22 protein-coding genes and 1 tRNA gene are annotated in these 25,078 nt (G+C 56.3%); all 23 read right to left on the bottom strand.

Annotated features, from left to right (window positions below; translation table 11 throughout):
* Window positions 1-94: 94 nt before the first annotated feature.
* Window positions 95-1,237: an acyltransferase family protein gene (locus AC07VI_RS17125; protein WP_086146670.1), complete on the bottom strand. Its 1,143-nt coding sequence runs from the start codon at window positions 1,235-1,237 to the stop codon at window positions 95-97.
* Between the two features lie 203 nt (window positions 1,238-1,440).
* Window positions 1,441-2,634 carry an acyltransferase family protein gene (locus AC07VI_RS17120; RefSeq protein ID WP_099419971.1) on the bottom strand — a complete coding sequence of 398 codons (1,194 nt, stop codon included), beginning with the start codon at window positions 2,632-2,634 and terminating at the stop codon, window positions 1,441-1,443.
* 41 nt (window positions 2,635-2,675) lie between these two features.
* Window positions 2,676-3,422 (bottom strand): glycosyltransferase family 32 protein, encoded by a 747-nt coding sequence (locus AC07VI_RS17115; RefSeq protein ID WP_086146672.1) that lies wholly within the window; start codon window positions 3,420-3,422, stop codon window positions 2,676-2,678.
* Window positions 3,419-4,687, bottom strand: coding sequence for a lipopolysaccharide biosynthesis protein (locus AC07VI_RS17110; protein ID WP_086146673.1), 1,269 nt, complete (start codon window positions 4,685-4,687; stop codon window positions 3,419-3,421). Before AC07VI_RS17110 ends, AC07VI_RS17115 begins: the two co-directional genes overlap by 4 nt.
* 2 nt (window positions 4,688-4,689) lie before the next feature.
* On the bottom strand, window positions 4,690-6,285 hold the full coding sequence (locus tag AC07VI_RS17105; RefSeq protein ID WP_086146674.1) for a hypothetical protein: 1,596 nt from the start codon (window positions 6,283-6,285) through the stop codon (window positions 4,690-4,692).
* Between the two features lie 118 nt (window positions 6,286-6,403).
* Window positions 6,404-7,087 (bottom strand): exosortase-associated protein EpsI, B-type, encoded by a 684-nt coding sequence (epsI, locus tag AC07VI_RS17100; protein WP_157792445.1) that lies wholly within the window; start codon window positions 7,085-7,087, stop codon window positions 6,404-6,406.
* On the bottom strand, window positions 7,084-7,980 hold the full coding sequence (xrtB, locus tag AC07VI_RS17095; RefSeq protein ID WP_086146676.1) for an exosortase B: 897 nt from the start codon (window positions 7,978-7,980) through the stop codon (window positions 7,084-7,086). The genes epsI and xrtB overlap by 4 nt, the downstream gene beginning before the upstream one ends.
* Window positions 7,980-8,852, bottom strand: a complete 873-nt coding sequence (gene epsG / locus AC07VI_RS17090) for a chain length determinant protein tyrosine kinase EpsG (protein WP_086146677.1) — start codon at window positions 8,850-8,852, stop codon at window positions 7,980-7,982. Before epsG ends, xrtB begins: the two co-directional genes overlap by 1 nt.
* Before the next feature lie 14 nt (window positions 8,853-8,866).
* Window positions 8,867-10,276: a chain length determinant protein EpsF gene (epsF, locus tag AC07VI_RS17085; protein WP_086146678.1), complete on the bottom strand. Its 1,410-nt coding sequence runs from the start codon at window positions 10,274-10,276 to the stop codon at window positions 8,867-8,869.
* A 59-nt stretch (window positions 10,277-10,335) separates the two neighbouring features.
* Window positions 10,336-11,124, bottom strand: coding sequence for a polysaccharide export protein EpsE (epsE, locus tag AC07VI_RS17080; protein WP_086146679.1), 789 nt, complete (start codon window positions 11,122-11,124; stop codon window positions 10,336-10,338).
* A gap of 56 nt (window positions 11,125-11,180) precedes the next feature.
* On the bottom strand, window positions 11,181-12,164 hold the full coding sequence (locus AC07VI_RS17075) for an EpsD family peptidyl-prolyl cis-trans isomerase (protein ID WP_492992954.1): 984 nt from the start codon (window positions 12,162-12,164) through the stop codon (window positions 11,181-11,183).
* Between the two features lie 579 nt (window positions 12,165-12,743).
* Complete coding sequence (locus AC07VI_RS17070) at window positions 12,744-14,126, bottom strand: undecaprenyl-phosphate glucose phosphotransferase (RefSeq protein WP_086146681.1); 1,383 nt, start codon at window positions 14,124-14,126, stop codon at window positions 12,744-12,746.
* Between the two features lie 8 nt (window positions 14,127-14,134).
* Window positions 14,135-15,406, bottom strand: a complete 1,272-nt coding sequence (gene epsL, locus AC07VI_RS17065) for an XrtB/PEP-CTERM-associated polysaccharide biosynthesis outer membrane protein EpsL (protein ID WP_139842557.1) — start codon at window positions 15,404-15,406, stop codon at window positions 14,135-14,137.
* 40 nt (window positions 15,407-15,446) lie between these two features.
* Window positions 15,447-16,109, bottom strand: coding sequence for a CAAX prenyl protease-related protein (locus tag AC07VI_RS17060; protein WP_086146682.1), 663 nt, complete (start codon window positions 16,107-16,109; stop codon window positions 15,447-15,449).
* 178 nt (window positions 16,110-16,287) lie between these two features.
* Window positions 16,288-18,180, bottom strand: coding sequence for an ATP-binding cassette domain-containing protein (locus AC07VI_RS17055; RefSeq protein ID WP_086146683.1), 1,893 nt, complete (start codon window positions 18,178-18,180; stop codon window positions 16,288-16,290).
* A gap of 160 nt (window positions 18,181-18,340) precedes the next feature.
* A tRNA-Arg gene (locus AC07VI_RS17050) sits at window positions 18,341-18,415 on the bottom strand.
* Between the two features lie 90 nt (window positions 18,416-18,505).
* Window positions 18,506-19,540 (bottom strand): alginate O-acetyltransferase AlgX-related protein, encoded by a 1,035-nt coding sequence (locus AC07VI_RS17045; protein ID WP_086146684.1) that lies wholly within the window; start codon window positions 19,538-19,540, stop codon window positions 18,506-18,508.
* A gap of 5 nt (window positions 19,541-19,545) precedes the next feature.
* Window positions 19,546-21,018, bottom strand: a complete 1,473-nt coding sequence (locus AC07VI_RS17040) for an MBOAT family O-acyltransferase (protein WP_492992950.1) — start codon at window positions 21,016-21,018, stop codon at window positions 19,546-19,548.
* Window positions 21,019-21,256: 238 nt separating this feature from the next.
* The gene (locus AC07VI_RS17035; RefSeq protein WP_226936452.1) at window positions 21,257-22,003 is read right to left on the bottom strand and encodes a PEP_CTERM-anchored TLD domain-containing protein; all 747 of its coding nucleotides are present in this window, start codon (window positions 22,001-22,003) and stop codon (window positions 21,257-21,259) included.
* Window positions 22,004-22,127: 124 nt separating this feature from the next.
* Window positions 22,128-22,520 carry a RidA family protein gene (locus AC07VI_RS17030; RefSeq protein ID WP_086146710.1) on the bottom strand — a complete coding sequence of 131 codons (393 nt, stop codon included), beginning with the start codon at window positions 22,518-22,520 and terminating at the stop codon, window positions 22,128-22,130.
* A 26-nt stretch (window positions 22,521-22,546) separates the two neighbouring features.
* Window positions 22,547-23,698, bottom strand: coding sequence for an acyl-CoA dehydrogenase family protein (locus tag AC07VI_RS17025; protein ID WP_086146686.1), 1,152 nt, complete (start codon window positions 23,696-23,698; stop codon window positions 22,547-22,549).
* 1 nt (window position 23,699) lies between these two features.
* Window positions 23,700-24,554 (bottom strand): enoyl-CoA hydratase family protein, encoded by an 855-nt coding sequence (locus AC07VI_RS17020; protein ID WP_492992947.1) that lies wholly within the window; start codon window positions 24,552-24,554, stop codon window positions 23,700-23,702.
* A 2-nt stretch (window positions 24,555-24,556) separates the two neighbouring features.
* Entirely contained in the window at window positions 24,557-25,069 is a 513-nt protein-coding gene (locus AC07VI_RS17015) for a MarR family winged helix-turn-helix transcriptional regulator (RefSeq protein ID WP_099419987.1), read from the bottom strand.
* Window positions 25,070-25,078: the final 9 nt, after the last annotated feature.

Below are 25,078 nucleotides of genomic sequence, written 5' to 3'. Positions count from 1 at the left end.
CGCCACATATTCCATGGCGACCAACCGAAACATACTTTAAAGCAATAAAAAAAACACACGATGAGAACAATACAACAAGAACACTTAGGCTATCTCAAGCAACGCGCGGGCTGATCAGTTTTGCAAACACAAACCGCCTCACAGCCGCCGTATGCCGCTCGGTTAGTGCCCATAAGAAAATCGATGCGCCATTAATCGCCAGCAGATACAACATGAAGCGCAGAACCGTATCGTAGCGTACAGGCTGTGGCGCGGCCAGCTGAGGATCAAAACTCATGAGAAAAAAAGTCAATGGCAGATGCAGTGCATACAACGAAAAACTGTATCCCGAAAAAAAATCTGACAGTCTTTTCAGATAACCAGCAGGAATATCCTTCGAAATCATCACAAGAAATACCGTAAAAAAAGCAAGCGCGAAATCATAACCGATGGCATCAGGATAAATACGCTTAAACAAAATAAAAAAACAAAACCCGGCCACAAGAAAAAAAACCGAAAAATAATGCCGCCATACATTCTCGTAAAGGCAATAAGCAGCCGCACCCATCATCCAAATCAAAAACATCATGAAATAATACAACGACCGTCCCTCATCATTCGGCTTTTCCGAATAAACAAAAAGAAAAACGATAAAAATACTCAAGATCAGACATCCAATTCTTGCATTTTTCCTGAAGAAAAATACGCCCAAGGCAGCCGGCAATAAGAGGTAATACCAGAACTCGTTGGAAATGCTCCACAGCGAAAGATTCGTCCCATATTGAAAACCAATAATCATTTGCATAAAAAATGCATTCAATACAAATGTCTTGACAGAATCTGGCTCCAGGCTGCTCCACCACTCAGGGAAAAAAGGGACGCGACTGGCAAGTAAAGCTTCCCCGCCTCCGTAGTTAAAAGCCAGTGCATCGAGCAAGGCGGTCATGAACAAGGCGGGAAGGATAACTATCCATAATCGGGTCAATCTGTCGATGAAATACTTGAACGAGTCGAAGCGCCGCGATCGCATTGCATCAATGACCGGCCCGCCGATCAAGAATCCGCTCATGACAAAAAACATGATGACCGCTTTGTGGGCCCCGGAGCTGAACGCGCTCACCAACCATGCAAGCGCACCACCGGTACCTGCCGCATGGTCAAAAAACAGGTAATTGGCATGCCCTATGACAACAGCCTGGGCTGCCAATGCACGCATCACATTGAGCCAAATTGATGTATTCGAAGGAATTCTTTGCATGAACTAACCCGACTAACGAAGGTTAAAAAATTCGCCTCTCAAGCCGCCGGCCTTCCAGCCTAGGCGAACAAGGATACCTGGCGACGATAAAGTAGGCGGCCGGGGCAGCATGCTGCCTGCCATCGGCCCGCTGCCGCCCAAGACCATCTAAGCGCGGCTCAATGAGCAGCGAACATCAGCCACGCCTCGGCCTGTAGGCGAGTTCAGGCACTCGATTTGGCTTGGCTGGATACCCGGCGAAAATACGCGGCTGCAGCATTGACGTGCCGCATACCCGGCTGCTCGATGAGTTTGAATGTCATGAAACATATGCATACCAGCAGCGGGGTCAGCAATAAGATGACGGACCAGTGCAAAAAGGGAGAAAAGGTCATTGCGCGCTCGCGACCGATCACAAAATGAAACGTCACGAACAGCAATAAACCATGCAACAAGTAAATGCTATATGCGAATTCACCAAAAGTGCGCGATACGGCAGTATGCAGAATGCCAAATATGCTCGTCCCGCCGGCAATCATGGCAAAGGCGATGGACAGCAGCAGCAGTGACCCGATCTCATGCGCGGAAGGAAATGCCAGGCAAGCGGTGGCGATACAGGCAAGGGTAAAAATGCTGGCCAGCCGGCTTTGACAAAATCGGCAAAAGGCAGGCGACAGGACTAACACGGCTGCAATCATGCCAGCCAGGAACGCCAAAAAGTGGTGAACGGGGGCGCGTAATATGATCGCGGCGGTCAGCACGCTTACAAATACCACGGCACTGGCCAGCAGATACGGCCACGGCGGCGTGATGCGCAGGGGCAAGGCCAACAATGGCAACAGAAGGTAAAACAGCCATTCGTAAGGCAGCGACCAGGTGACGCCCGCCATAATATGGGTTGTATTTTTGATGCCGTTCAGATCTGGTGCTTCGACGGCGGTAAACATCAACCATTGTGCGGTATGAGTCAGTAACTTGGGCAATGTTTCCTGAATGCGAAAACCAGAAAGACAGGCGACGGTTATAAACAGGAGCACCATGGCGAACAGATACAGCGGTGTCAGACGAAAAATACGGGAAATATACAGTTTTCCCCAGTCTACTCCCCGGCTACGCGCAGCCAGTAATTTTGCATAAAACAGGAAACCGGTAATCATGAAAAACATGGCGACGCTGGCATGCCCAAAATTCGTATAGAGCGGCGATGGCGGTACGTTCCATGCGCCGTAGCGCAAATAAAAGTACCAGATACAACCATGGTGCAGGAACACAAAAAAAGCCAGGTAACCACGCAAGCCATCGATCGCCCCATAACGTCCGGCAAGAGGCGGTGCTCCCCATCTTCTAACGATGAGAGCACAACAAAGTAATGCCAGCAGCAAACTCGCCACGGCAGGCAAAAAACTTACAACGTCCATTATTGCTTTCAGAACAAATATAGAATTACGGCCCAGTGTCGTTACGCTGCATTAACAATACGGTTGACGTGGTCAAATGGACTAAAAGAAATATCCCAACGACGCTGCAGCGCCATGCGTTTGACTATCTTGAAGATCCGTCTCTTTACGCGACTGTCCACCCACGATGCCTTCAGACCATAGTGATGGATCCCGATAGTCTGTGCGGTAATGTCGCTGTACATCAATTGCATCGCATTCTGCGAGTTGCTGCGATCGTAAGGATTAAACGGATAAAAGGTAACCGGGTCCAGTTGCGTGCTATTCCCGCCGAGATCAAGCTCTACCGCTTTTTTTAGCACCACCGGTGAAGTGGCAAAGAGCCGTTGCTTGATCAACTCCCCCAAAATCAGCTCGCGGGCAGTCAGCATCACAGGATTGCCGGCCTCGCATGCAAGAAAGCCCGTGCCATAGCCAGCGCCCACATCCTTGCTGGTTTCGCGGGCCATCAGACATCCGTGCAAGTCCAGCAAGAGATCGAGCGAGGCAATCAGCTCCAGATCCGTATCGAGGTAGATACCGCCGTATTGGGACAGCACGTCAAAACGTACCCAATCGGCAACAAAAGCCCATTTTTTTTGAATAATAGCTTCTCGACAATAATCATTGTCGATATCGGCATTATCCTCATTCCATAATTTCAGCTCGTACTCAGGACAATATTTCTTCCATGACTCAACACAGCGGCGATGCAGTACGCTCATCTCACCCCGGCCAAACCAGCAGTAATGTATAACTTTAGGAATCATTGATTTCTCAGAGCAATTTTTCGCAACAGAATAATTTTGATCGCTGCGACGAATGTGACGTGAATCAAAAAGGAAAGTACCGCACCAAGCAGGCCAAAATACATCGTCAATATCGACAACTCCAGCAAATACAGCAGGTTGGTCCCTACCGAGATGATCGTTGATTGACGCAACTTTCCCAACGCCCAATAAAACGAATGTGTTGTCACGAAAGTGCCAGCCATGACAGCCGTAAGGAGGACCACAGCGAACTCTGCCACATAATCTTGCAACACTGGAAACACCAACGGCATCCAAATGAATTTACTCGCGTAACAGATGGCACCAGCAGTGGCCGTAACGACAAACAGCATCTTCATGGTCTTGATCCACAGTGCAAATGCCCCTTTCAGATCGCCAGCATTGGCACAGGCGGCAAACTCGGGAATCGATGTCGAATAAAACGGTGCCGTGGCCATATTTACCAGTGAATAGATACGCTTCAGGATACTAAAGACACCGAGGTTGTAACCCGGCAGCGTCAATCCAATGATGATACGATCGAGCTGCGCCACTGGTAAGTCACAGATTGCCTGCAAGGTCCCCCACTTTCCCGCCTCGACCAGGCGTGCCAGGCGCAAATCAGTTGCGGGCAAGCTGCCTTCAATACCGCTGCGATTGCGAAAAATCAACACAAACAGCACCACACACCGAATGACCTCCGGCAGCGTATAGGCCAGCACCATGCTCGACAGCGTAGGCTGATAGCGAGATACCACGAACAATACAAGCAGTTTGAGCAAATTGGCCAGGAATCCCGCATACATCAACACATTGTATTGGTTGACCAAGCGGAAGTACGCGTTATGTGTACCGATCACTGGGAACACCGCAGCCAGGGACAGCAATAATAAATTTACACTGGAAAACTCTTTTAATTGAGGCAAGGAAAACATGATCAGCCCCCCCACCACCAGTATCACAGCAGCCATAGCGAGCATTTCATAGCGTAGGCTTCTTAAGACGGCAGTACGCAGGGTGGCAGCATCAATTTTGTGCCCCGGCATGGCAACCAGCATGCCCTGCCAGTACTGAAAGCCGCAGACGGTAAATACTGTCAGGGCGATCGATTGCACCAGTACCAAATGACCATATGACTCCACACCCGCAATGGCAAGCATGACTGGAATGGTAATAACGCTCACTCCGGCCCCAGCCACATTCAGCAGGAACATCATTGAGCTATTCTTGACCAGGTTATGAAATGCCTTGCTCGATACCGTCATGACTATGCCAGAACTCCGCGCGGGGTCCGACCCGGCATGGTCTGGGGAGGCGGCTTCGCCGATTCAGCGACAGGCTTGCCATACCGAGAAAACTGGACGATACAGCCTAGCGAAAAATAGCACAGCAACTGAATCGAGGGTTCATCGATCATGGTCCGATTGTAGACCAGCGTACTGACAAGCAATATCAAGGTGATGGTACTGGTATCGGCCATCGCCAGGCGCTCGGGACCGGCTTTGCTGCGCGACACATAACGTGCGCCCTGCAGTATGCCCAGCACAAAAATGGCAAGATAGGCCAAAGTGCCGAGGATTCCCACATCCCAAAGCAGGTTCGCCAAGCCCGTAGTACCGATCTGCAAATTACGATAACGTGCCGCGACATAGCCACGCCCGATGTTCTGGCTCGTTGAGCTTGCGCTGGGACCGTAGCCTATCAAGCGTTCCTGGATACTTGGAACCGGGTCGTGGTACCACAGCGCCAACGAGGCACCGCGGCTGATTTCCCCCGTGACATAGTTGATGCCATTGGGATCGACCACATAGCCACCGACACTGTTGACCTTTTCTTCCATCGTGTCAGTTTTCGTATGACTTCCCCAGTACAAGGAGTGATAAACCATGAAGATGCCGGAGCTAATACTGCACATCAAGGCCACGAACATCACGAAAACCAGGATATTTTTCAGAACTTTCCGCCGCACCACCCAGAATACGCCAAGGGGCAGCCAAATAAAGACAGCCTTCACTTCGCCCAGCAGAATAATAGCCAGGCCTATGATGAACATGCCAACCACATGCGAAACCGGCGTGATGCCTTGTACCCAACGAGCCAGCATATAGAGCATTGCGACAACGGTAAACAGCACCAGAACCGGGCTCATGTTGCCGCCGAAAGAACCGACTACACTATCCCAGCCCATGGTAGCTATATTAAAAAAATGCTGGTATAGCGCTAAGGGCAACTGCGCCACCGCGATCACCACGATCCCGCCCCACAGTACAAGCAAACGCCGATCAGACCATTGAAACCAGTACAGGGCAAAAAGAACGCCAAACATGGGCAAGCAAAAACGTAGGACGGAAATCAACTGAACGGTTGACGCATGCCCCATAAAAATACTGAACGCAAAAAACGCCAGATAAACCCACGCGGCGACAACGATACGCGTGGCGCCAGCAAAGCTGTCACCGAACTGATCCTTGAGCAAGTGATTGGCCAGCGTTTTTTCCAGGATCGTCCGTGCGAAGAAAAGCGCAGCCAAGCCGCTGGCCATCCAGGTCGCCAGACGCAGATTGAAAAAATATTGTGCCGTGCCAGAGATAAAAAACACAACGATAAACAACAGTGGCAACAGTTTTTTAGTGTCGACAAACAGCAGGATGGGGATAAAAATTAGCAAGCCAGCCAACATGATGGTGAGCTGAATCGCACCCAGAGCAATGACCATGCCAAGCAGCAGTGCCGTCGCCAGCCCAGCCAGTGCCAACAGAAAAGCAGTAAAGACAGGCATACCTTGCCTGGCCTTGCGACGCTTGGACTGCGCATCCTGCGCAGCCCCTGCCTTCAAACCCAGCTTCTGGAAAGAAAAACTCATATGTATTCCATGCACAGCGCGAACGCTGGACTCAATAATGTAAAACGCTGGAAGTGCTGTCCGCTGTAGCGGCCGCCTATGCCAGCCAATCGCCCACAACGTCTATGCCGTGCGTACCTCAGTGCGAGGTACCCGAAAAATGCCTGCGCAAGTCCGGGGGCATGGATTGCAACAACTGATCTATAAATGCTTGCTGCAGTTGATAACCTTGTTCGACATCCTCACCGATACTCGACACACGCATCAAGGTCGCATCCGGAATCATGCCCTGCAATGCATAAGCCAGTTTGACTTTCTTGACTTCCCACGAACTCGGTACTGCCTTGTCGCCAACGACAACCCAATATGTAATGGGTTCGACACGGGAATTGAGCGTCGCCACTGTCCGCGACGTCGCAATGCTCCCGCCGACCGTCGGCAAGTCCACCTGGCTGGTTTGAGCGACCGCAAAGCCCTGGCCGCCATAACAACCTTCTGGAAAATGTACGGACAAGTTATCGCGTTGGTCGGTGCCATAGGCAATTGACAACATGATGCGATTGCCTTGCCGATTAACATAAGTGCGCGACAACGTTTCAGCGTAGATTTTATTGAGTTCTGCTACGGTGGTGGGATTGACGACTGCGGCAACCTGACTTGCATCTTCCTGCCAATCGCCAAACTTCGTTGGAATCGCCGTGCTGAGGACGATTTTCGGGCGAGTATCGGACAGACGCAATGTCGGCGTGACGGCCTTGGTGCATAAGGCGGCGACCAGCATCAGCCCGCCCATGGTCAAACCAATCATCGAACTCTTCTTCATGATGCCACCTTTCGGGCGTGCCACAGCCGCGCTAACCATTGCAGTAAAGAATCAAGGCTCAATATCAGCACCAGGGCGCTCACGAACAGCACCATGCCCGCGAAACCATGCAGGAAACCCTGCCCTGCCGCATCGCCAAAATAATAAGTAATCAACGTCAATGCGACGACGCGCATCACATTGGCCGTAAAGGAAATAGGGATAATCAGGATCGCCAGGCCGATATTGCGGATAGCCGAGGTGTGACGCACCAGGTTCAGGTAGAACAGCCCCAGGGCTTCGAGCGTGAGCAAGGTTTGCAAGCCTGCGCAAGCATCGGCAACCAAAAGCTGATACTGGCCGATTTGCAGGATCACACCCGTACGCGCTATCGGATAGCCGGCCCAAAACAGAATATGCTCGCACACATACGAAACGGCCATCTTCATCGGCAACGTCAGGGTACTGACGACCGAACTAGGTAGCGGGATCATGAACAACATGAAAAAGAACGGGAACCAGGCGGCGCGTAGCGCGCCCACTCCCAGCTTGAGCACCAGGATGGCGGCCGTGAGCATGACGAATGAGCCAATCTCGAAGGCAAGAATCTGCTGCGAGCGACCGGCAATATAAACCAGCAGCGCGGCGACAAAAATCAGCCAGCCAGCTACCGGCGCACGGTCATGCTCGGCAGCCGCCAATATCTGCTCGCGCTGGCGCCATATGAGCCAGACCGAGAGTACCAGGATAATGGGGCCGTGCGCCTGCTCTTCGGTCATCCAGATACCAGTAAACAAGGTATAAAATGACGGGATATACAGCACCGCGAAACCAATGACGATAGGCAGCCATTCCAGCAACTGGTCGCGCCGAGGCAGGGCAGACGCCAGGTTCAGCCGAGTGCTGGTATTCATCAGAAATCGACCAGTACCGAGCCGACCACCTGCGCACCGCTGTGCAGCATCTGCTCGGTCATGGCGTTGATGTCGCCGACAGGCGTGTGGTTCTTGCGCGCCACCAGCAGGACGCCGCCCGTGCGTGCCGCCAGGGCCAGCGCATCGGATCCCAGCGAAAATGCAGCCGAGTCGTACAGCACCACGTCATACGACGACTCAAGTTCCGTGCGCAGGGCAGAGAACGCGGGGCGGCTCAACAGCTCCTGGGGATTCGGCGGCAGGGTGCCGGCGCCCAGCACGGACAGGTCAACGAACGATTCGATGCGCGTGATCACATCGCGCTCGGCACGTCCGGCCAGGATATCCGACAGGCCCTGGCGCCCGGCAAGGCCGAAGATCTCATGCTGGCTGGGGTTGCGCAGATTCGCATCGACCAGCAAAGTCTGTTCGCCCAGCTGGGAAAACACGACGGCCAGATTGGCCGCGAACAGGCTGGTGCCGTCACCATCGTTGACGCCCACAACCACCAGCGACTTGCGGCCCAGCGCCATCCAGCGCAGCATCAGCTGGCTGCGGATGGCGCGCAGCGTTTCCACCTGCGGGCTGAACGGCTGATAAGCGGCGATCAGCTTGTCGGAATACTTGCCCTCCCCCTGCTGCAGATAGGGATAGTCAAACTGGCGCGCCAGGACTTGCTGGATATCCGCCTCCGTCACCAGACCCAGGCGCTGGGCAGCTTCGCCGAAACGGATACCCAGTTCCTTTTGCATGCGCAGGACACGTTCGGCACTTTCCGGCGTAATCTTGCCGGATGCGAGCAAAAGCCCGCCGATGCTGGAATCGGCGGTCCGCGGCGCCGCGGAAATTAGCGGTTGCAATGCTGGATTCATATTATTTCCAATACTTAATTAAGACGCAAGCTGCGGGGCAACAACGATTTGAAGCGGTTCAAGCGCGGGCGCGTTGGCGCACTCCAGTCGATCGAGCCGAGTACAGGCAACTGCAACAAATCGCTCAAATCGGTTTCTGAACGTACGCGACGGTCCAGCATCTCGGCAAGCAAGGAAAAACCCACGCCCAGCAAGCCGCCCAGAAACAGGGCCAACAGCGTGTTCAACATCACTTTCGGGCCGGCTGGCTTGATCGGCGCCACGGCAGGATTGAGCAGGGAGATATCCGATTGCTCCGATTGTCCCTCGATACGCGTTTGCGAGAAGCGTTGCGAGGCGATATCGAAGGCGCGCTGCGCGCTCTCCACATCCTTTTGCAGTACGCCCATTTCGTCGCGGGTGCGGTTCAATTCCAGAACCTTGTCCTTTTGCGCCGCCAGCGCCGCGCGCACGGCGCCTTCACGCTGTTGCAGGATACCGGCATTCTTGCTCACCGAACTCGACGTCACGCGCGTGCCGTCCGCCAATTCCCGGCGCATGCGCTCGACTTCGGCGTTCAGGCTTTCATATTGCGGATGGTTGCGCCCCAGGCGCTGCGCCATCTCGGCCAGCTTCGATTCGGCCGTTGCCAGGCTTAGCTTCAGATTCTGCACCAATGGATTCGACGCCACGTCCGGCGACTCGGAGCCGGCATTGCCTTCGGCCATACGCTGGCGCGAAGAAGCCTCCATCGCCTGACCTTGCGCCGCTACCAGCTGCGCCGACAGGTCATTCAAGCGGTTCGACTCGACGTCCAGACGGTTGTCGACGCTGACGATGCCGTGCTCTTGCTGGTACTTCGACAAACGGCTTTGCGCCACCTCAAGGTTGTCGCGCAACAATTTCGTTTGGTCATTGAAATATACGGCGACCTTTTTCAAAGGATCGACTTTCAACTGGATGCTGGTACGCTGGTACTCCTCGGCAAAAGCATTTGCAATCGCCGCGACAAACTGCGGATCATTGCCCTTGAAACTGATATCGACCACGCTGCTTTCGCGCGACGGCACGATTTCCAGTTTGGCCAGCAACAGGTCCGCCAGCCAGTCGCGCACGGTCCCCTTGCCTCCCGTGGCTTCGTTGAACTGCGCAACGACAGCCGCGCTATCCGCCAGCTTCAAATTATCAACGACCTTCAGCGCCACATTTTTGCTGCTGATGATATCGATTTGCGTTGCCATATAGCCTGGCAACAACTGCATCGGCAATGCCAGGCCCGTGACGGGATCGACGCCCTTGTAGTTGATCAGGAGGGATGCCGTGCCTTTATACGTCTTGGGCAACAGCAGGCTCACCACCATCGTCGCCCCGACCGTGATGAGCAAAGTGAATAGTAAAATCCGTTTGCGGGCAAGCAAGACGAGCAGAAACTGGTGGAAATTCATGGTCAACTCTCATATTAATAAACAAAGCCAGCCTGGTCATAGCGCCGGAACTACTCAGCTTAGAACAAACTTTCTTTGACATACACGACGTCATCCACCTGAATGATGTCGTCATGCTTGGCGTCGAGTATTTGCATGACACCTGCCGCATCGCGGCGCTTGATGCGCACGCCACGTTCGGTACCGCGCTGCGTCAAACCACCGCCAACAGACAGGGCCTGCAGCACCGTCATCGAGCGTTCCAGGCGAAATGCCCCAGGACGCTGTACTTCGCCGTAAATGTAAAACCGCGGTGCGCGTTCGACGTACAGCACATCGTTGCCGCTCAGGTCAAAGTCGCGGGCCAGATCGGCGCTGCGCATCATGTCGACGATGTCGATGGTTTCCTTGGTCGTGGTACCGTTGCGCTTGCGAATCAGGCTGACCACATCGCCCCCGTCCGCGCCTTGACCACCAGCCATGGCCAGGATGTCGAGCAAGCTGCGCTTGCCTTCAATCGGATACCGTCCAGGACGGTTCACCTGGCCCAGTACGGATACTTGCTGACTCTGCAAGGCAGTAACGATGATATTGACCTGTGCCTTGCGCAGAAAGCCGCCGCTCTCCAGGGCCTGGCCCAGCTTCTTTTCTGCCGCGGCAACAGACATACCGCCCACGGCAACGCTGCCTACCAGCGGAAAGGTAATGCTGCCAGCCTCGCTGACACGCGTTTCCAAGCCCAGGTCAGGACTGCCATACACGGAAATTTTCAATACATCGCCAGCGCCGAGCAACACTTCGGCGGCCCCAGCCACACCAACACTGCAAGCCATCAGTACGGCGGCTGCCCACATCGCAAGTCGTTTCATGATTTGCTCTATCCTTTTAAAAACTTCTGTTAAATCCGAAAGATCCCTGCCCGCGTTTACTTCAGGCCAGCCACGCCGCGCGCATTCACGTCGCTACTCTCGGCCACCGGCGCCGCCGGCGCCACTGGCACCGACGCGGCAACGGCGGCCGAAGCGGAGGCGGAGGCCGCTGCCGGCTTGTCCGTCTTGTTCAGATACTCGATCTTGGCGCTGGCGCGCAAACGCTTCAACTCGGCGTCCGCTGCCTCCTTGTTCTTCTTGTTGAAAAGAAACTGCTCGATCTGCGGCGCCGCCTGCGCCAGCGTCACCGGGGTGTCCTTGATATCGGCCAGGGAAATCAACAGGGTACGATCGCCTTCACGGATGATGAACAACTGGCCTTTTGGCATCCCCGCCAGTTTGCTGCTCAGTTCAGGCGCCAGATCAGCGCTGGTGCGCGACAATTGCGTACGGACATATTTGACATTGTTGGCATCCAGCCATGCAGCGACCTCTTCCAGCGTTTTCGCAGCATCCATGGCCTTTTTCAAGTCATCTTTCATGTCGGCCGAGGCGATAATCAGTTCTCGCATGTCAAACTGTTTGCGCTGGCTGAAGTACTGCGGATTCTTGTTGAAGTAATCTTCCACTTCCGCCGCGGCAGGTTTGGCGATGACACCGATGCGTTTTTGCATGTAAGCCTGGGCAACAATCAATGCCTTGGCCCGCTCAACGGCCTGAACAACCTTGGGGTCACGGTCTATCTTGTCCTTGACGGCCTCGTTCTGCAGCAACTGACGGTCGATCAACGACTCCAGCAACTGCTTGCTTGCCGCATCCTGCTGCACCGCTGGAACGTTGGCGCGCTGCAATTCCTCATTCAACTGGAGTACTGTAATTTCCTCGCCGTTGACGCTCGCCAATGCCTGGCCGGCCTTTTTTTCTTTTCCTCCGCAAGCCGACAATCCGGCAGCGGCCAGGAGGACCAGCGCAGCGCACAACAATCGGGTATTGACGGCTGGTTTGCGCATAGTCAAACGAGAGTTGTGAAAATGGTTCAAGATTACTCCTTCGATTTAGTATTGAAAACACAACTGCAATAGATGTGTGGTACTTCATGCGGCTTAATTGCCAAAAAACATGTTCCGTAGACAACTAGCGGGTCGGCACAATAATTATCAATATTGTAAATATGATACACAAGATGCAAGGCAATATGGAAACTATTTGCTTAAAAATCTATTAAAAAGCTTTTAATACAACTGTTTCCACTGCTGACTTACCGAAAAGTTACGATGAGTGCATACACTTTTCGTCGATGAATGTGCTCCAGACATCACCTGCGCTCACTATCAATCTTGGCCACAGGAGCCAGGCTGGCAGCCGCAAAGCATGTATGACGGCGAGGATGGGGCCGTCGAATCGGATTCAAGAAAAAAGCAGGAAGGCCGGACGATGGTGGCGCGCTGATGCGATGGACATCTGCCACCAAGCTCTGCCGCACGCGGTTCAATCGCATCATCGGGCCACCTTTCATCTGGTTCGCGCCTGAATGTGTCAAGCACAACCTAGCCAAGCATATTTTATCGCGTATTGACTGGGCGCAAACTAAATTCCATGAACGCGCACCACCGACATCGTCAATGGGCATTCTCGCGCTTCAACACCACCTTTACGGTGCGCATGATGATCCACAAATCGAGCCACAGTGACCAGTTACGCAGGTAGTCGAGGTCGAAATGGATGCGCGCCTCCATCTTGTCCAACGTTTCCGTCTCGCCACGCAGACCGTTGACCTGCGCCCATCCCGTGATGCCAGGCTTGACCTTGTGACGCAGCATATAGCCCTTGATCAATTTACGGTATTGCTCGTTGTGCGCCACGGCATGCGGACGCGGCCCGACAATACTCATACGGCCCTGTAACACATTGATAAATTGCGGCAGCTCGTCGAGTGAGCTGCGGCGCAAAAAACCGCCGATGCGCGTCACGCGCTGGTCGTCCTTGGTCGCTTGCACAACCTTATCGCCATCTTCGCTCACCGTCATCGAGCGGAATTTATAGACGATGATTTCCTCGCCATACAAGCCGTAGCGGCGCTGGCGAAAAATCACGGGCCCTTTGGAGGTCATCTTGACGGCGATGGCGATAAGCAGCATCAGCGGCAACAGCATAATCTGGATCAGCAGGCCCAGCACGATATCGCTGCCCCGTTTGACCATGCTGTTAAAACCGGTAAACGGCGACTCGCGAATGGCGATCACCGGCATGCCGCCGACATTGTCAAAACGCGCCTGCATCAAATCGAAGATATAGATATCCGGCAAGAAGTACACGGACGCCGTCGTATCCTGCAACTCATCGAGCATCTTGCGAATGCGCGGCTGGGCGGAAATGGGCTGGCTGATGAATATCATCTTGATATTGTGTTCGCGCACATACGGCGCGATATCGGCCATCTTGCCCAGCATGGGCTCGCGCATAGTCTCCGGCCAGCGGTCATCGGTACGGTCGTCAAAAAAGCCGCGCACGCTCATGAACAGGTTCGGATTACGCTCGACGGTGGCGGCAAATTTCAAGCTGGCATCATTGGCGCCGATGATGACGACGGAGCGCACTTCGCTGTCGCGCCCGGGATCGGCCACCATGCGCCGCGCGGCCAGATGGCTGAGCAGCAACACAAACGGCGTGAGCAGGAACCAGGCCAGCACCAGTTGCTGATCATAATGAAAAGCCAGGCCGGTGGCTGAGCCGAGGAACACCAGGATCAGGACCGTGATCGCCCAGCTGACGAACACATCGCGCGCGTAGGCGAGCATGCGGCCGCTGCGCCAGGTTCGATAGGGGTCGATATACTGGAAAATCGACGACGAAATAAAGAACGCAAGGATCATCAATACCAGCGAATAACCGGTAAATGGCGAGCCAGACAAGGCGGACAGCAGATACAGCGTGCCCATGATGATCAATGGGTCGAGTATGCGCTGGAAAAACGAAATCAGGGGTATATCATTAACCGTCATGATGCTCTTCAGAACTGGGCGCTGGCATTGAAAGAAATGCCGTTGGCGTGGTAGGTGCTAGTATTGACGATGGGTGCGCCTTTGCGTTCGTCACGGAAAGCGCTGACGCCCAACTGGATATTTGGCCGCGGCGCGTACGTCAAGCCTATGCTGGCCGTCTTCGTGGTGTCCTTGACGTCAATGGGCAACACCAGTCCGCTCGCTGCAGAAAAATCGCGCTTCTCGCGCCGCACTTGGGCGTCCATGCGGACCTTGGCCGAAACATCCCAGGCCGCAGCCAAGCTGGCGCCATTGTTCAGGCTGCTGCTAATCAGGGAATTTTCCACAGCAGCGAACTCATGCCACACACTGCCCGTAAATCGCACCTTGCCAAGCGGGGCCCAATATACCGTGACGCGCCCATTGGCACCACTGGCGTCGCGCCCCGAGAATATCTTGTTCTTGCGCTTCACCCAGCCACCGAGCAATTGCACTTGTGTAATACCGCTGACGCGCCAATAAACGTTGGCCTTGACCTCGTCCTGCTCGTAACCCTGGTCGACGCCCAATCCAGCCAGGTTGGCTCGATTCGGATACTCCCCTTTCAGGTGCCGCAACTGTATCCCGATGCGGCTTTCGCTGGCTGGCAAATAGTCGAAGCCCAGTTCCACGGCATCCTCCTGCCGATCGGAAATTTTTTGTGCACTGGAGTCATAAGTATATTTATCGCGAGAAATGCCGCCCCGCACTCGCCAACTGGGATGGAAGCGCCAGCCACCATTGACATATTCACGGCGTATCGTACGCAAATTGCGGTCCGTGCTCTGCAGATCGCTGAACGGTGTCAGCGTCTGCGAATAACTACCTCCCACATGCCCCTCAAGATGATTGGCAATATGCCACTCCAAGTCGGCCAGATAGTCTTTTCCCGTGTAGTCAAGCTGATCAAAGTGATCGAAATAGACGCGCGACCACTTCAACTGACCGGTCAGTACTTGCCGGCCGATAGGGCGCTTGATCAACAGCCCTGCCTGTACCTGGCGCGAGGTGTCCGAGCGCTGACCATCGAAACCAGGTACGTTATCACCAAGCCGGAATAAATTATTATCGTAGGAGTACGATGTCGCAATAAAAGGTGAAATCGTATCGCTGATGGCGGCACCAGCCGGCAAACTGCATACCGCACCACCGCCCACCAACAGCGTTGCGGGCAATATGCGTGCCAGAACCGCGGCCAAACGGCTGCGCTGTAATCCAGATTGCCCAAAGCGGGCTTGGCAATGATACGGTGAAGTCAACATGGGCATTGTCTTTGAAAGAGCAAACAGTTAGTTGGCAATATTACCAGTAAGTCCAGTGTCCACCGGAAATAATCCAGAGGCCCAACACGCCATTCGTCACGCCGTGCGCGAGAATGGGCGACCACAGCGACTGGCTGCGCATGTACAGCAGGCTGTAGGCAGCGCCGGCAACGATACCGGCCAGCCACAAATTGTGTTCGAAGCCAAACAGTACCACGCTGACAACAAGGGCCTTCGCACTCGCCAGGCGCGGGTTGAATCGCAGAAAGTCAGGAGCATCGATCCAGCGCAGCAGGAAGGAGCGCCAGAACAGCTCTTCCATCACGGGCACCACCAGCGCCGCGCCGGCAATGCGCAATGCCACCAGCGTCCAGTCGATGCGGCCGTCATTGCGGGGATCGAAACCGTCGGCACTGCCGATCTGCATCCAGCCCGCATTCAACGTAATCCACAGCAAAAAAACAACAAGTCCGGCGGCGATCGCGACAGCTGTGGCGCGCGCACCGAGTCCTGTCCAGGCCAGTTCCGTATAGCTGCGGCGCCAGTACAGCAGCATGCCCAGCACGGCGCCGATCTTGACGGCATACAGCCAGCGCAAATCCTGCGCGGCAAAGCCGAGCCGGCCCAGCATGTCGGCGATAAAAATGAAGGAGAGGTAGACCAGGAATGGCGCTACCCGAGGCAAGGCGGCGCGGTCAAACATATTGACGCGTATCGGGGACAGGCCCGCACGCCAGACGCCCTGGTCCGGCTTGCGTGTTTTTCATGACAAACATGCATCCCCCGATGTAAAAAATATAATTATATAATTATATCAAGCAGAACCGTTGCCGTGGCAAGTAATCCTAACTTAAATTACAACAGGGAATGCGAGAAACCAATCAGGCGTTGCTGCGCGCCTCGATCTGTTCCCATTTTTCCAACGCTTCGAGCAACTCGTTCTCGATTTCCGCCACGCGCGCATTCAGACGCTTGCCTTCGGCTGGCGTCTTCTTGTAGAAGTCCGGATGCGACAGTTCCGCGGCCAGCACGGATTGCTCGTCTTCCAGCTTGGCGATCAATTTCGGCAATTCTTCCAGTTCACGCTGCTCCTTGTAGCTGAGCTTTTTCTGCTTGGCAACAGGTGCGGCAGCCTCGACCTTGACGGCCGGCTTGCTGGCGGGCGCCGTGGCGATCGGCAAGGTGCGCACGCGCTCCCAGTCCGTGTAGCCGCCGACGAATTCGCGCCACTTGCCCTCGCCTTCGGCGACGATCACCTGCGTGACGACGTTGTCGAGGAAGGTACGGTCATGGCTGACGAGGAAAACGGTGCCGGTGTATTCTTCCAGCAACTCTTCCAGCAATTCCAGGGTATCGATATCCAAGTCATTGGTCGGCTCATCGAGCACCAGCACGTTGGCCGGCTTGGCGAACAAGCGCGCCAGCAGCAAACGGTTGCGCTCGCCGCCGGACAGCGACTTGACGGGCGAACGGGCACGTTCCGGCGCAAACAGGAAGTCGTTCAGGTAGGTCATCACGTGGCGGCGCTGGCCATTGATCTCGACCCAGTCGCTGCCTGGCGCGATGGTTTCCATCAGGTTCGCCTCTTCGTTCAGCTGCGTGCGCATCTGGTCGAAATACGCCACCTGCAGCTTGGTGCCCAGGCGGATGGTACCGGTGTCCGACTGCTCTTCGCCGAGGATCATCTTCAGCAGGGTGGTCTTGCCGGCGCCGTTGGCGCCGATCAGGCCAACCTTGTCGCCGCGCAAGATGGTCGCACTGAAATCCTTGACAATGACCTTGTCGCCATAGATTTTCGAGACGTTTTCCAGGTCCGCCACGATCTTGCCCGAGCGTTCGCCGGCCGACACGTCCAGCTTGACCTGTCCCTGCTGCTCGCGGCGCGCATTGCGCGTCAGGCGCAGCGCTTCCAGGCGGCGCACGCGGCCTTCGTCACGCACGCGGCGCGCCTTGACGCCCTTGCGTATCCACACTTCTTCCTGCGCCAGGAACTTGTCGAACTTGGCGTTTTCCACTTCCTCGATTTCCAGTTGCTCCGCCTTGCGGGTCTGATAGGCCGTGAAGTTGCCCGGATACGACAGCAGGCGGCCGCGGTCCAGTTCGATGATGCGCGTGGCAACATTGTCGAGGAAGGAGCGGTCATGGGTAATGAACAGTACGCTACCCTTGAAATCGCGCAGCAAGCCTTCCAGCCACAGAATGGAGCTGAAATCGAGATGGTTGGTCGGCTCATCGAGCAGCAGCACGTCAGGCGCCGAGACCAGTGCGCGCGCCAGCGCGACGCGCTTCTGCATCCCGCCCGACAGGGTTTTCATGGCCATGTCGCCTGTCAGGTTCAAACGGTCGAGCACGGTTTCCACCTTGTTCGGCAAACTCCACGCATCGGCCGCATCGAGTTTCACCTGGATGTCGTGCATGCGCTCCATCAATTCGTCGTCATTGCCCTGGCCAAACTGGCCTGTCAGCGCGTCGTACTCCTTCAGCCACGCCTGCGACTCGCCCATGCCGGAAGCGACAGCGTCAAACACGGACATTTCCGGGTCGAATTGCGGCTCCTGCTCCACATAGGCGATCTTGATGCCTTGTTGCATCACCAACAAACCATCGTCGAGCTTGAACTTGCCCGAAATAACCTTCAGCAAGGAGGATTTGCCCGTGCCGTTGCGCCCGATCAAGCCGACCCGTTCCGAGGTTTCCAGTGAGAATTCCGCGTGATCGAGCAGCGCGACGTGACCGAACGCAAGTTGCGCCGATGAAAGAGAAATGACAGCCATAATGAGTAAAGGTGTACGGGCGCCGCCTCGCGCGCACCGCGTGGTGCGCCAAACAGCTGCCGATTGGATGAATGAAGCACGCATTGTACCGACAACTCGGCACCACCAGTGCATTGCGGCCTGCATGAACTCAGGCCACCGGCGCGCGTTGCGTGGAATATGGTGTCGCCAGCAGGAATCGAACCTGCATTTAAGTCTTAGGAGGACCTTGTACTATCCATTGTACGATGGCGACACGCGCAGCGGCATTATACAGGCAAGCGCCCGCCATTAATAGCCTGGCAAGCGGGGCAGCACGACGCACTCGCCGGCCATGGCGCGCATGCTACGGCGCCAGGGCTGTCTGTTTGAGGCGGGACAGGATTTGCTGGGCCGCGAGCGCATGGGACACCTTGTTCCAGTGCGCATCCATGGGAGCGAAGTCCATCCGCTCGCGTTGCGCCTCCCAGTGCCGCGCGAACACAGGTTGCATGTCGATTGCGGCATAACCATGCTGTTTCAAACGGTCGAGGAAAAATGCCCGATCGTCGCCCTGCCAGGATGGCTTACCCTTGTGCGCGTCGTACAACAGGCCCCGCTCTCCATCGACGAGAAATAGAAACTGCACCTTGGAACTACCTTCGATGGCACGCAGCTGCGTCAGATAGTAATCAAGTACCAATGCCTGCGCCGCAGTGTCCCGTACCGGCAATGGCGCCGCCGACGCCGGATTCTTGCCGCGCAGCGTGGACGATAACCAATCGGGCAACTTGAGATTGTAATAACAATACCGCACCAATGCCGAATAAGACACCACCCGCTTGATCCTGGGTTCGATATACGGCGCATGCACGATGTGGAAGCCATCCGGACCGGGTTCAATCTGATTGTGGCCACGCTTTGCTGGCTCAAGCAAGGTGGCGAGATTGCTGCCATCGACAAATAACACCACGCTACGCGGATGCACGCGCGGCAGATAGTAGCGCGCCATGACGAGCATGTCGGCGAGGCCATTGCCGGAATTGCCAGCCGCATACACTCCGCCGCCAAGGGCACGCTCCAGCTGCCCCTGCATGGTATCGGGATAATCGAGCATCAGGCTCTCGACAAAACTGTCACCGAGCACCAGTACGGCAGCGCCATCCTTGAAGTCGCGCGAATTCGACCACCCTTGGGCATTGATCACGCCGCTACGCGCATTATTAAACGCCCAACCATACGAATACACATAGGGCTGATGCGCCAGATAGCGGCGAAATGGAATTTGCGGGTCGCTATTTTCCAGCCGCAAGCCGGACGAGACAGGCAGGCATTGCAAAACGGCCTCGAGTATCAGCACCGTTGCCAGCATGCCCAAGCCGATGGAAAATAAAGGACGCATATGGTTTAGAAATTAAAATAAAGAAATTCAGAAATGCCACGCGTTTCACTAATCGCCAGCAAAAGTAAACAAAGGATCAACAGCGCCCCCAAGGCGATATTGCCGCCCTGGCCGGACAGGCGCTGTTCCTGTGCACGCAAAATGCCCCGGCCCAACAGGTCGTAGGCATTTGGCGTCAAAAAGGCAATGGCCGCACAGGCCAGCAACCACAACAGGCAGGTCTGCAGCGCCATAATCCTGTCGGTTCCCAGCATCGCCATCTGCATCGCCGGCGTCAGGGTGCCGCCGCCCATGGCTTGTAGCACATCCAGCGCCACCTCCACGGAACTGGCACGGAAAAAGACCCACGCCAAAACGACCGCCAGGAAAGTGGCGATGCCGCCCGTTACACGTATCGGCAGATTGCTGCGTCCACCAAGAACATGACGTAGCGCATGATTAACAATCAGATAAATACCGTGCAGCATGCCCCAGACGAGAAAAGTCCAATTGGCGCCATGCCACAATCCACCGAGCAGCATGGTCAGGAACAGATTACGATAACGCTGGAAGGCGCCTTCGCGATTCCCCCCTAAGGGAATGTACAGATAATCGCGCAGGAAAGTGGACAGCGTGATGTGCCAGCGTCGCCAGAAATCGATGATGGACGCCGCCTTGTACGGCGAGTTGAAATTGATGGGCAGTACGATGCCAAACATATAGGACAGGCCGTATGCCATATCGGAATAGGCGGAAAAGTCGAAATACAACTGGAAGGTGTATGCCAGAGCTCCGGCCCAGGCTTCCAGCACGCTCAAGTTCTGGTGGTGCGCATCGAAGACCGGTGCGACATAGCGAGCCACGCCGTCAGCCAAGATCACTTTCTTGAACAGGCCGATGGTGAAGAACGTCAGGCCGATGACGATGCGCCCCCGCCGCAGCACGTGCGATTCCGGCTGTGAAAATTGCGGCATCATATCTTTATGATGCAGAATGGGGCCAGCAATCAGGTGAGGGAAATACGTGACAAACAAGCCATAACTTTCCGGTTGGTACTCTTTGACTTTGCCGGCATGACAATCCACCAGATACGCAATCTGCGTAAACGTGAAGAATGATATGCCGATCGGCAACACGATGCCGATCGGCGTCAGCGGCGCCCCGGTCAGGGCCGCTATATTTTCTATAAGAAAATCAAAATATTTAAAAAAGATCAGCAGGGAAAGGTTGAAAACGAGTCCGCAGACTAGCCACGTCTTCGCACGGCGACGCAGGCCCCGCTCATAGAGCTGTGAAATCCGGCGTCCAACCGCAAAGTTGACACAGACGGACAAGGCTAGCAACGGCAGGAAACGAATATCCCAATAGCAATAAAATGCGATCGAAGCCAGCAGCAAAAAAATAATCGACAGGCGTAAAGAATGCTTTGATAGAACAAAATATCCCAACAGGGCCAATGGCAAAAAGATCAAAAAGAAAGCAAATGAATTAAATAGCACCGCGTCTTCCTACAGGTAATAGATTGGTGCGCAGGGGATTATTGATGGTCTGACATACTTCTGACTGGCTCGGAATCGCCAAGCCGGCAGGAAAAGACCGAAGGCCGGAGCGATCTCGAAATCAGTACTGCACATGTTCCCTTTACCGCCCACAACGAGTAGCGGGCTAGCGCATGGCTGCCGTTTTGCGGTCCCCGCCTGACGCGGCCCGCTACACTTCACAATACTCTCCTCAGCCTCATTTAGCATCCTGCACATTGCCAGCCGCGCACTTGCCGCGGCGGCGCGCCACTATCAGCAGCAATCCCGCCATGAGCATGCCAAACGTTCCCGGCTCGGGCACGGCGCTGATCGTAAATACCTGAATCGCGCCAAAGGTCACGTCGTTGGCATGCCAGGTGGAGCCATCGAGCAAACTGACGCCGGTCGATGGCAGCCCACGATAGTTATAGGTATACAGGAAAGAACTGCCGCCATGCGTGAGGTCTTGCGGCACATACAAATCGTGCCCGTAGCCGAATGTAGGGCCGTAATCGGGCTGGTTGTAGGTCTGGTCCTTGCCGATACCGTCCCCGTTGAAATACTGCTTCAGTTGCGGCAGCATGAAGCCGGCCGTCAGATTGAACAGGAAAGCCGTGCGCTGGCTGTCGTCCATGGTGACATGCGTGCCATCGGTGGAACTCCAGCTTTGCGGATTGTAGCCGCCCACCAGCCATGTCTTGCCCGATGAATTCGTGGCCTCCATGACGGAAAACGTGCGCCCCTTGCCATCGGAGGCCTTGTGAAAATCGAGCGCAGTGTCGCTCGCCGCCTTGCTGTAAATATTCGTCAGCGCCAGGCGGCCTTCGCCAAGCCAGGTTTCCAACTGCGCCTGATAAGCAGGAGACAGCAGCGTCGAGCCGGAGGCCGCCTGCGCTCCCATGCAAAAAAACAGGCCGGCTGACGCCAGCGCCAGACTACTTGCTACTCTGAATTTGTTTTGCATACCTTACCTCTACTGTCAGTATTTTTAGTACCGGCGTATTTTCCGGTTGCCAAATATAACACGATGGATAATGTTTTTATATTTATTATTTAGATACTAGTATGCAATATTTCACAGCAGAAATTCAGCCGGGCAGCACCGCCGTCACTTCGATCTCGACCTTCGCCCTGTCCTCGATCAGACCGGCCACCTGCACGGCCGTCATGGCCGGAAAATGTTTACCGATGATTTCCCTGTAAGCAACGCCAATATGTGGATATGCCGCCACATATTCCTTCTTGTCCAGCACATACCAGTTCATGCGCACGATATGCTCGGGCAGGGCGCCCGCCTCGGCCAGCACGGCGACGATATTCTGCAGGGCCTGGCGCACCTGCCCCGCAAAATCGTCCGTCTGGAACTGGCCCTGCGCATCCCAGCCTATCATGCCGCTGACGTACACCGTGCGTCCGCTCGCGGCGATGCCGTTCGCATAGCCGCGCGGCCTTGCCCAGCCGGGCGGTTGTAAAACTTGCATATTGCTTTCCTCGTTGTTCATGCGGTTCATGCGTCCCCCGTCTCGCGCAGCAGTTCGCGCGCGATGATCAGCTGCTGCACCTCGCTGGCGCCCTCATAGATGCGCAAGGCGCGGATTTCGCGGTACAGGCATTCGACCGGGTGCCCGCTGACCACCCCCAGGCCGCCAAAAAGTTGCACAGCAGCATCAATCACCTGCTGCGCCGTCTCGGTGGCCGTCAGCTTGGCCATGGCCGCCTCCTTCGTCACCTTGCGGCCCTGATCGCGCTGCCAGGCGGCGCGGTAGGTGAGCAGCGCGGCCGCGTCGATGCCGGTGGCCATCTGCGCCAGCCTGGCCTGCGTCAGCTGGAAATCCGCCAGCGTCTGGCCGAACATCTGGCGCTTTGTCGCGTGGCGCAGCGCTTCATCGAAGGCGCGCCGCGCAAAGCCCAGCGCGGCGGCGGCCACCGAGGTGCGGAAAATATCCAAAGTCGCCATCGCCACCTTGAAGCCCTGCCCTGCCTCGCCCAGGCGCTGCGACACGGGCACGCGGCAGTTGGCGAAGCGCAGCCGGGCCAGCGGATGCGGCGCGATGACGGCGATGCGTTCGGCGATTTCCAGCCCGGGATTGTCGGCGTCGACGATGAAGGCGCTGATGCCGCGCGCGCCCGGCGCCTCGCCCGTGCGGGCGAAGACCACATAAAAGTCGGCGATGCCGCCGTTCGAGATCCACGTCTTTTCGCCGTCGAGCACATAGTCGTCGCCGTCGCGGCGCGCCGCGCACGCCATGGCCGCCACGTCGGAGCCTGCCTGCGGCTCGGACAGGGCAAAGGCGGCGATGCGCTTGCCGCTGGCCACGTCGGGCAGGTAGCGCGCCTTGTTCCCGGCGCTGCCGAACAGGCCGATGGCGCCCGAACCGAGTCCCTGCATGGCGAAAGCGAAATCGGCCAGCCCATTGTGACGCGCCAGGGTTTCGCGGATCAGACAGATGGCGCGCGTGTCGATCCTGCCATCGATGCCGGTGGCATGCGCGAGCCAGCCGCCCTGCCCTAATTGGGCCACCAGCGCGCGGCAAGCCGCGTCGACGTCGGCGCCGTGCGCGTCGTCCAGGTGCGCATCGGCCCAGGCATCGAGTTCGCGTTCAAGTTCCGCATGGCGCGCCTCGAAAAACGGCCATTCCAGATAGCTGGTGTCGCGCATCTCAATTACCCTCAAAGGTTGGTTGTTCCTTCGCCACGAAGGCGTGATAGGCGCGGTGAAAATCGTTGGTGGCCATGCAGATGGCCTGCGCCTGCGCTTCCGCCTCGATGGCTTCATCGACGCCCATGTTCCACTCCTGCTGCAGCATTTTTTTCGTCATGCCGTGCGCGAACGTGGGGCCGCTGGCCAGGCCGGCGGCAAACAGCCGCGCCGCCTCGGCCAGTTCTTCCGGCTCGACCAGGCGGTTGAGCCAGCCCCAGCGCTCGGCCTCGGCACCGGCCAGCGAGCGCCCCGTGTACAGCAGCTCGGCGGCGCGGCCCTGGCCGATCACGCGCGGCAGCAAGGCGCAGGCGCCCATGTCGCAGCCGGCCAGGCCCACGCGGGTAAACAAAAACGCCGTCTTGCTGCGCGCCGTGCCCAGGCGGATGTCGGAGGCCAGCGCCAGCATGGCGCCGGCGCCCGCGCAAATGCCGTCGATGGCGGCGATGATGGGCTGCGGGCAGGCGCGCATGGCTTTCACCACGTCGCCCGTCATGCGGGTAAACGCCAGCAGGCCGGGCATGTCGAGTTGCGTCAGCGGGCCGATGATGTCGTGCACGTCGCCGCCCGAGCAGAAATTGCCGCCGCTGCCAGTGATCACCACGGCCTTGATGTCGTCGGCATGGGCCAGCGCGCGAAACAGCTCGCGCAATTCCGCATACGAGTCAAAAGTGAGCGGATTCTTGCGCTCGGGCCTGTGCAAAGTCAAGGTGGCGACGCCTTCCTCGACGGAGAATAAAAAATGCCGCGCGGCGTAGTGGGCCAGGCTGGCGCGGTTGCCTGGCAGGTCTTGCGGCTGGCCGGGTAGATGGCGCATGCTCAGTCCTTTAGAGGGGTGTTATTCAACTGCTGCTTCATGTGCGACAGCAGGTCGATCAATTGGTTTTTGTCGTCCGGCGTCACGCCGTGCAGCAGTTCGGCGATCCAGCCTTCATGCACCTTGGCCATCTCGTCGAAGGCGCGCCGGCCCGCTGGCGTCAGCTTGACGCTGTACGAGCGGCGGTCTTTCGGGTCGACCACGCGCGCCACCAGCTTTTCCTGCTCCAGCTGGTCGGTGATGCCCGTGATATTGCCGCCCGTGACCATCATGCGCCTGGACAGCTCGCCCATGCGCAAACCTTCGGGGAAGCGCTCGAGCTGCGCCATCAGGTCGAAGCGGGGCAAGGTGATGCCGAAGGTGGCGCGCAAGCGCGTGCGCACCTCGTTTTCGATTTTTACCGTGCATGACAGCATGCGCAGCCACAGCTTGAGCGACTGGTGGTGGTCCTGCGTCAGCCGGCTGGCCAGGTCCAGCACGGGTTCGTCCTGCACATTGTCGGGTTCTTTGTCCATGATCTTCAT

This window comes from Janthinobacterium sp. GW821-FHT03A03, from assembly GCF_059421435.1.
Note: the sequence above shows the minus strand (reverse complement) of the source record. Positions and strands in the feature narration are given on the sequence as shown.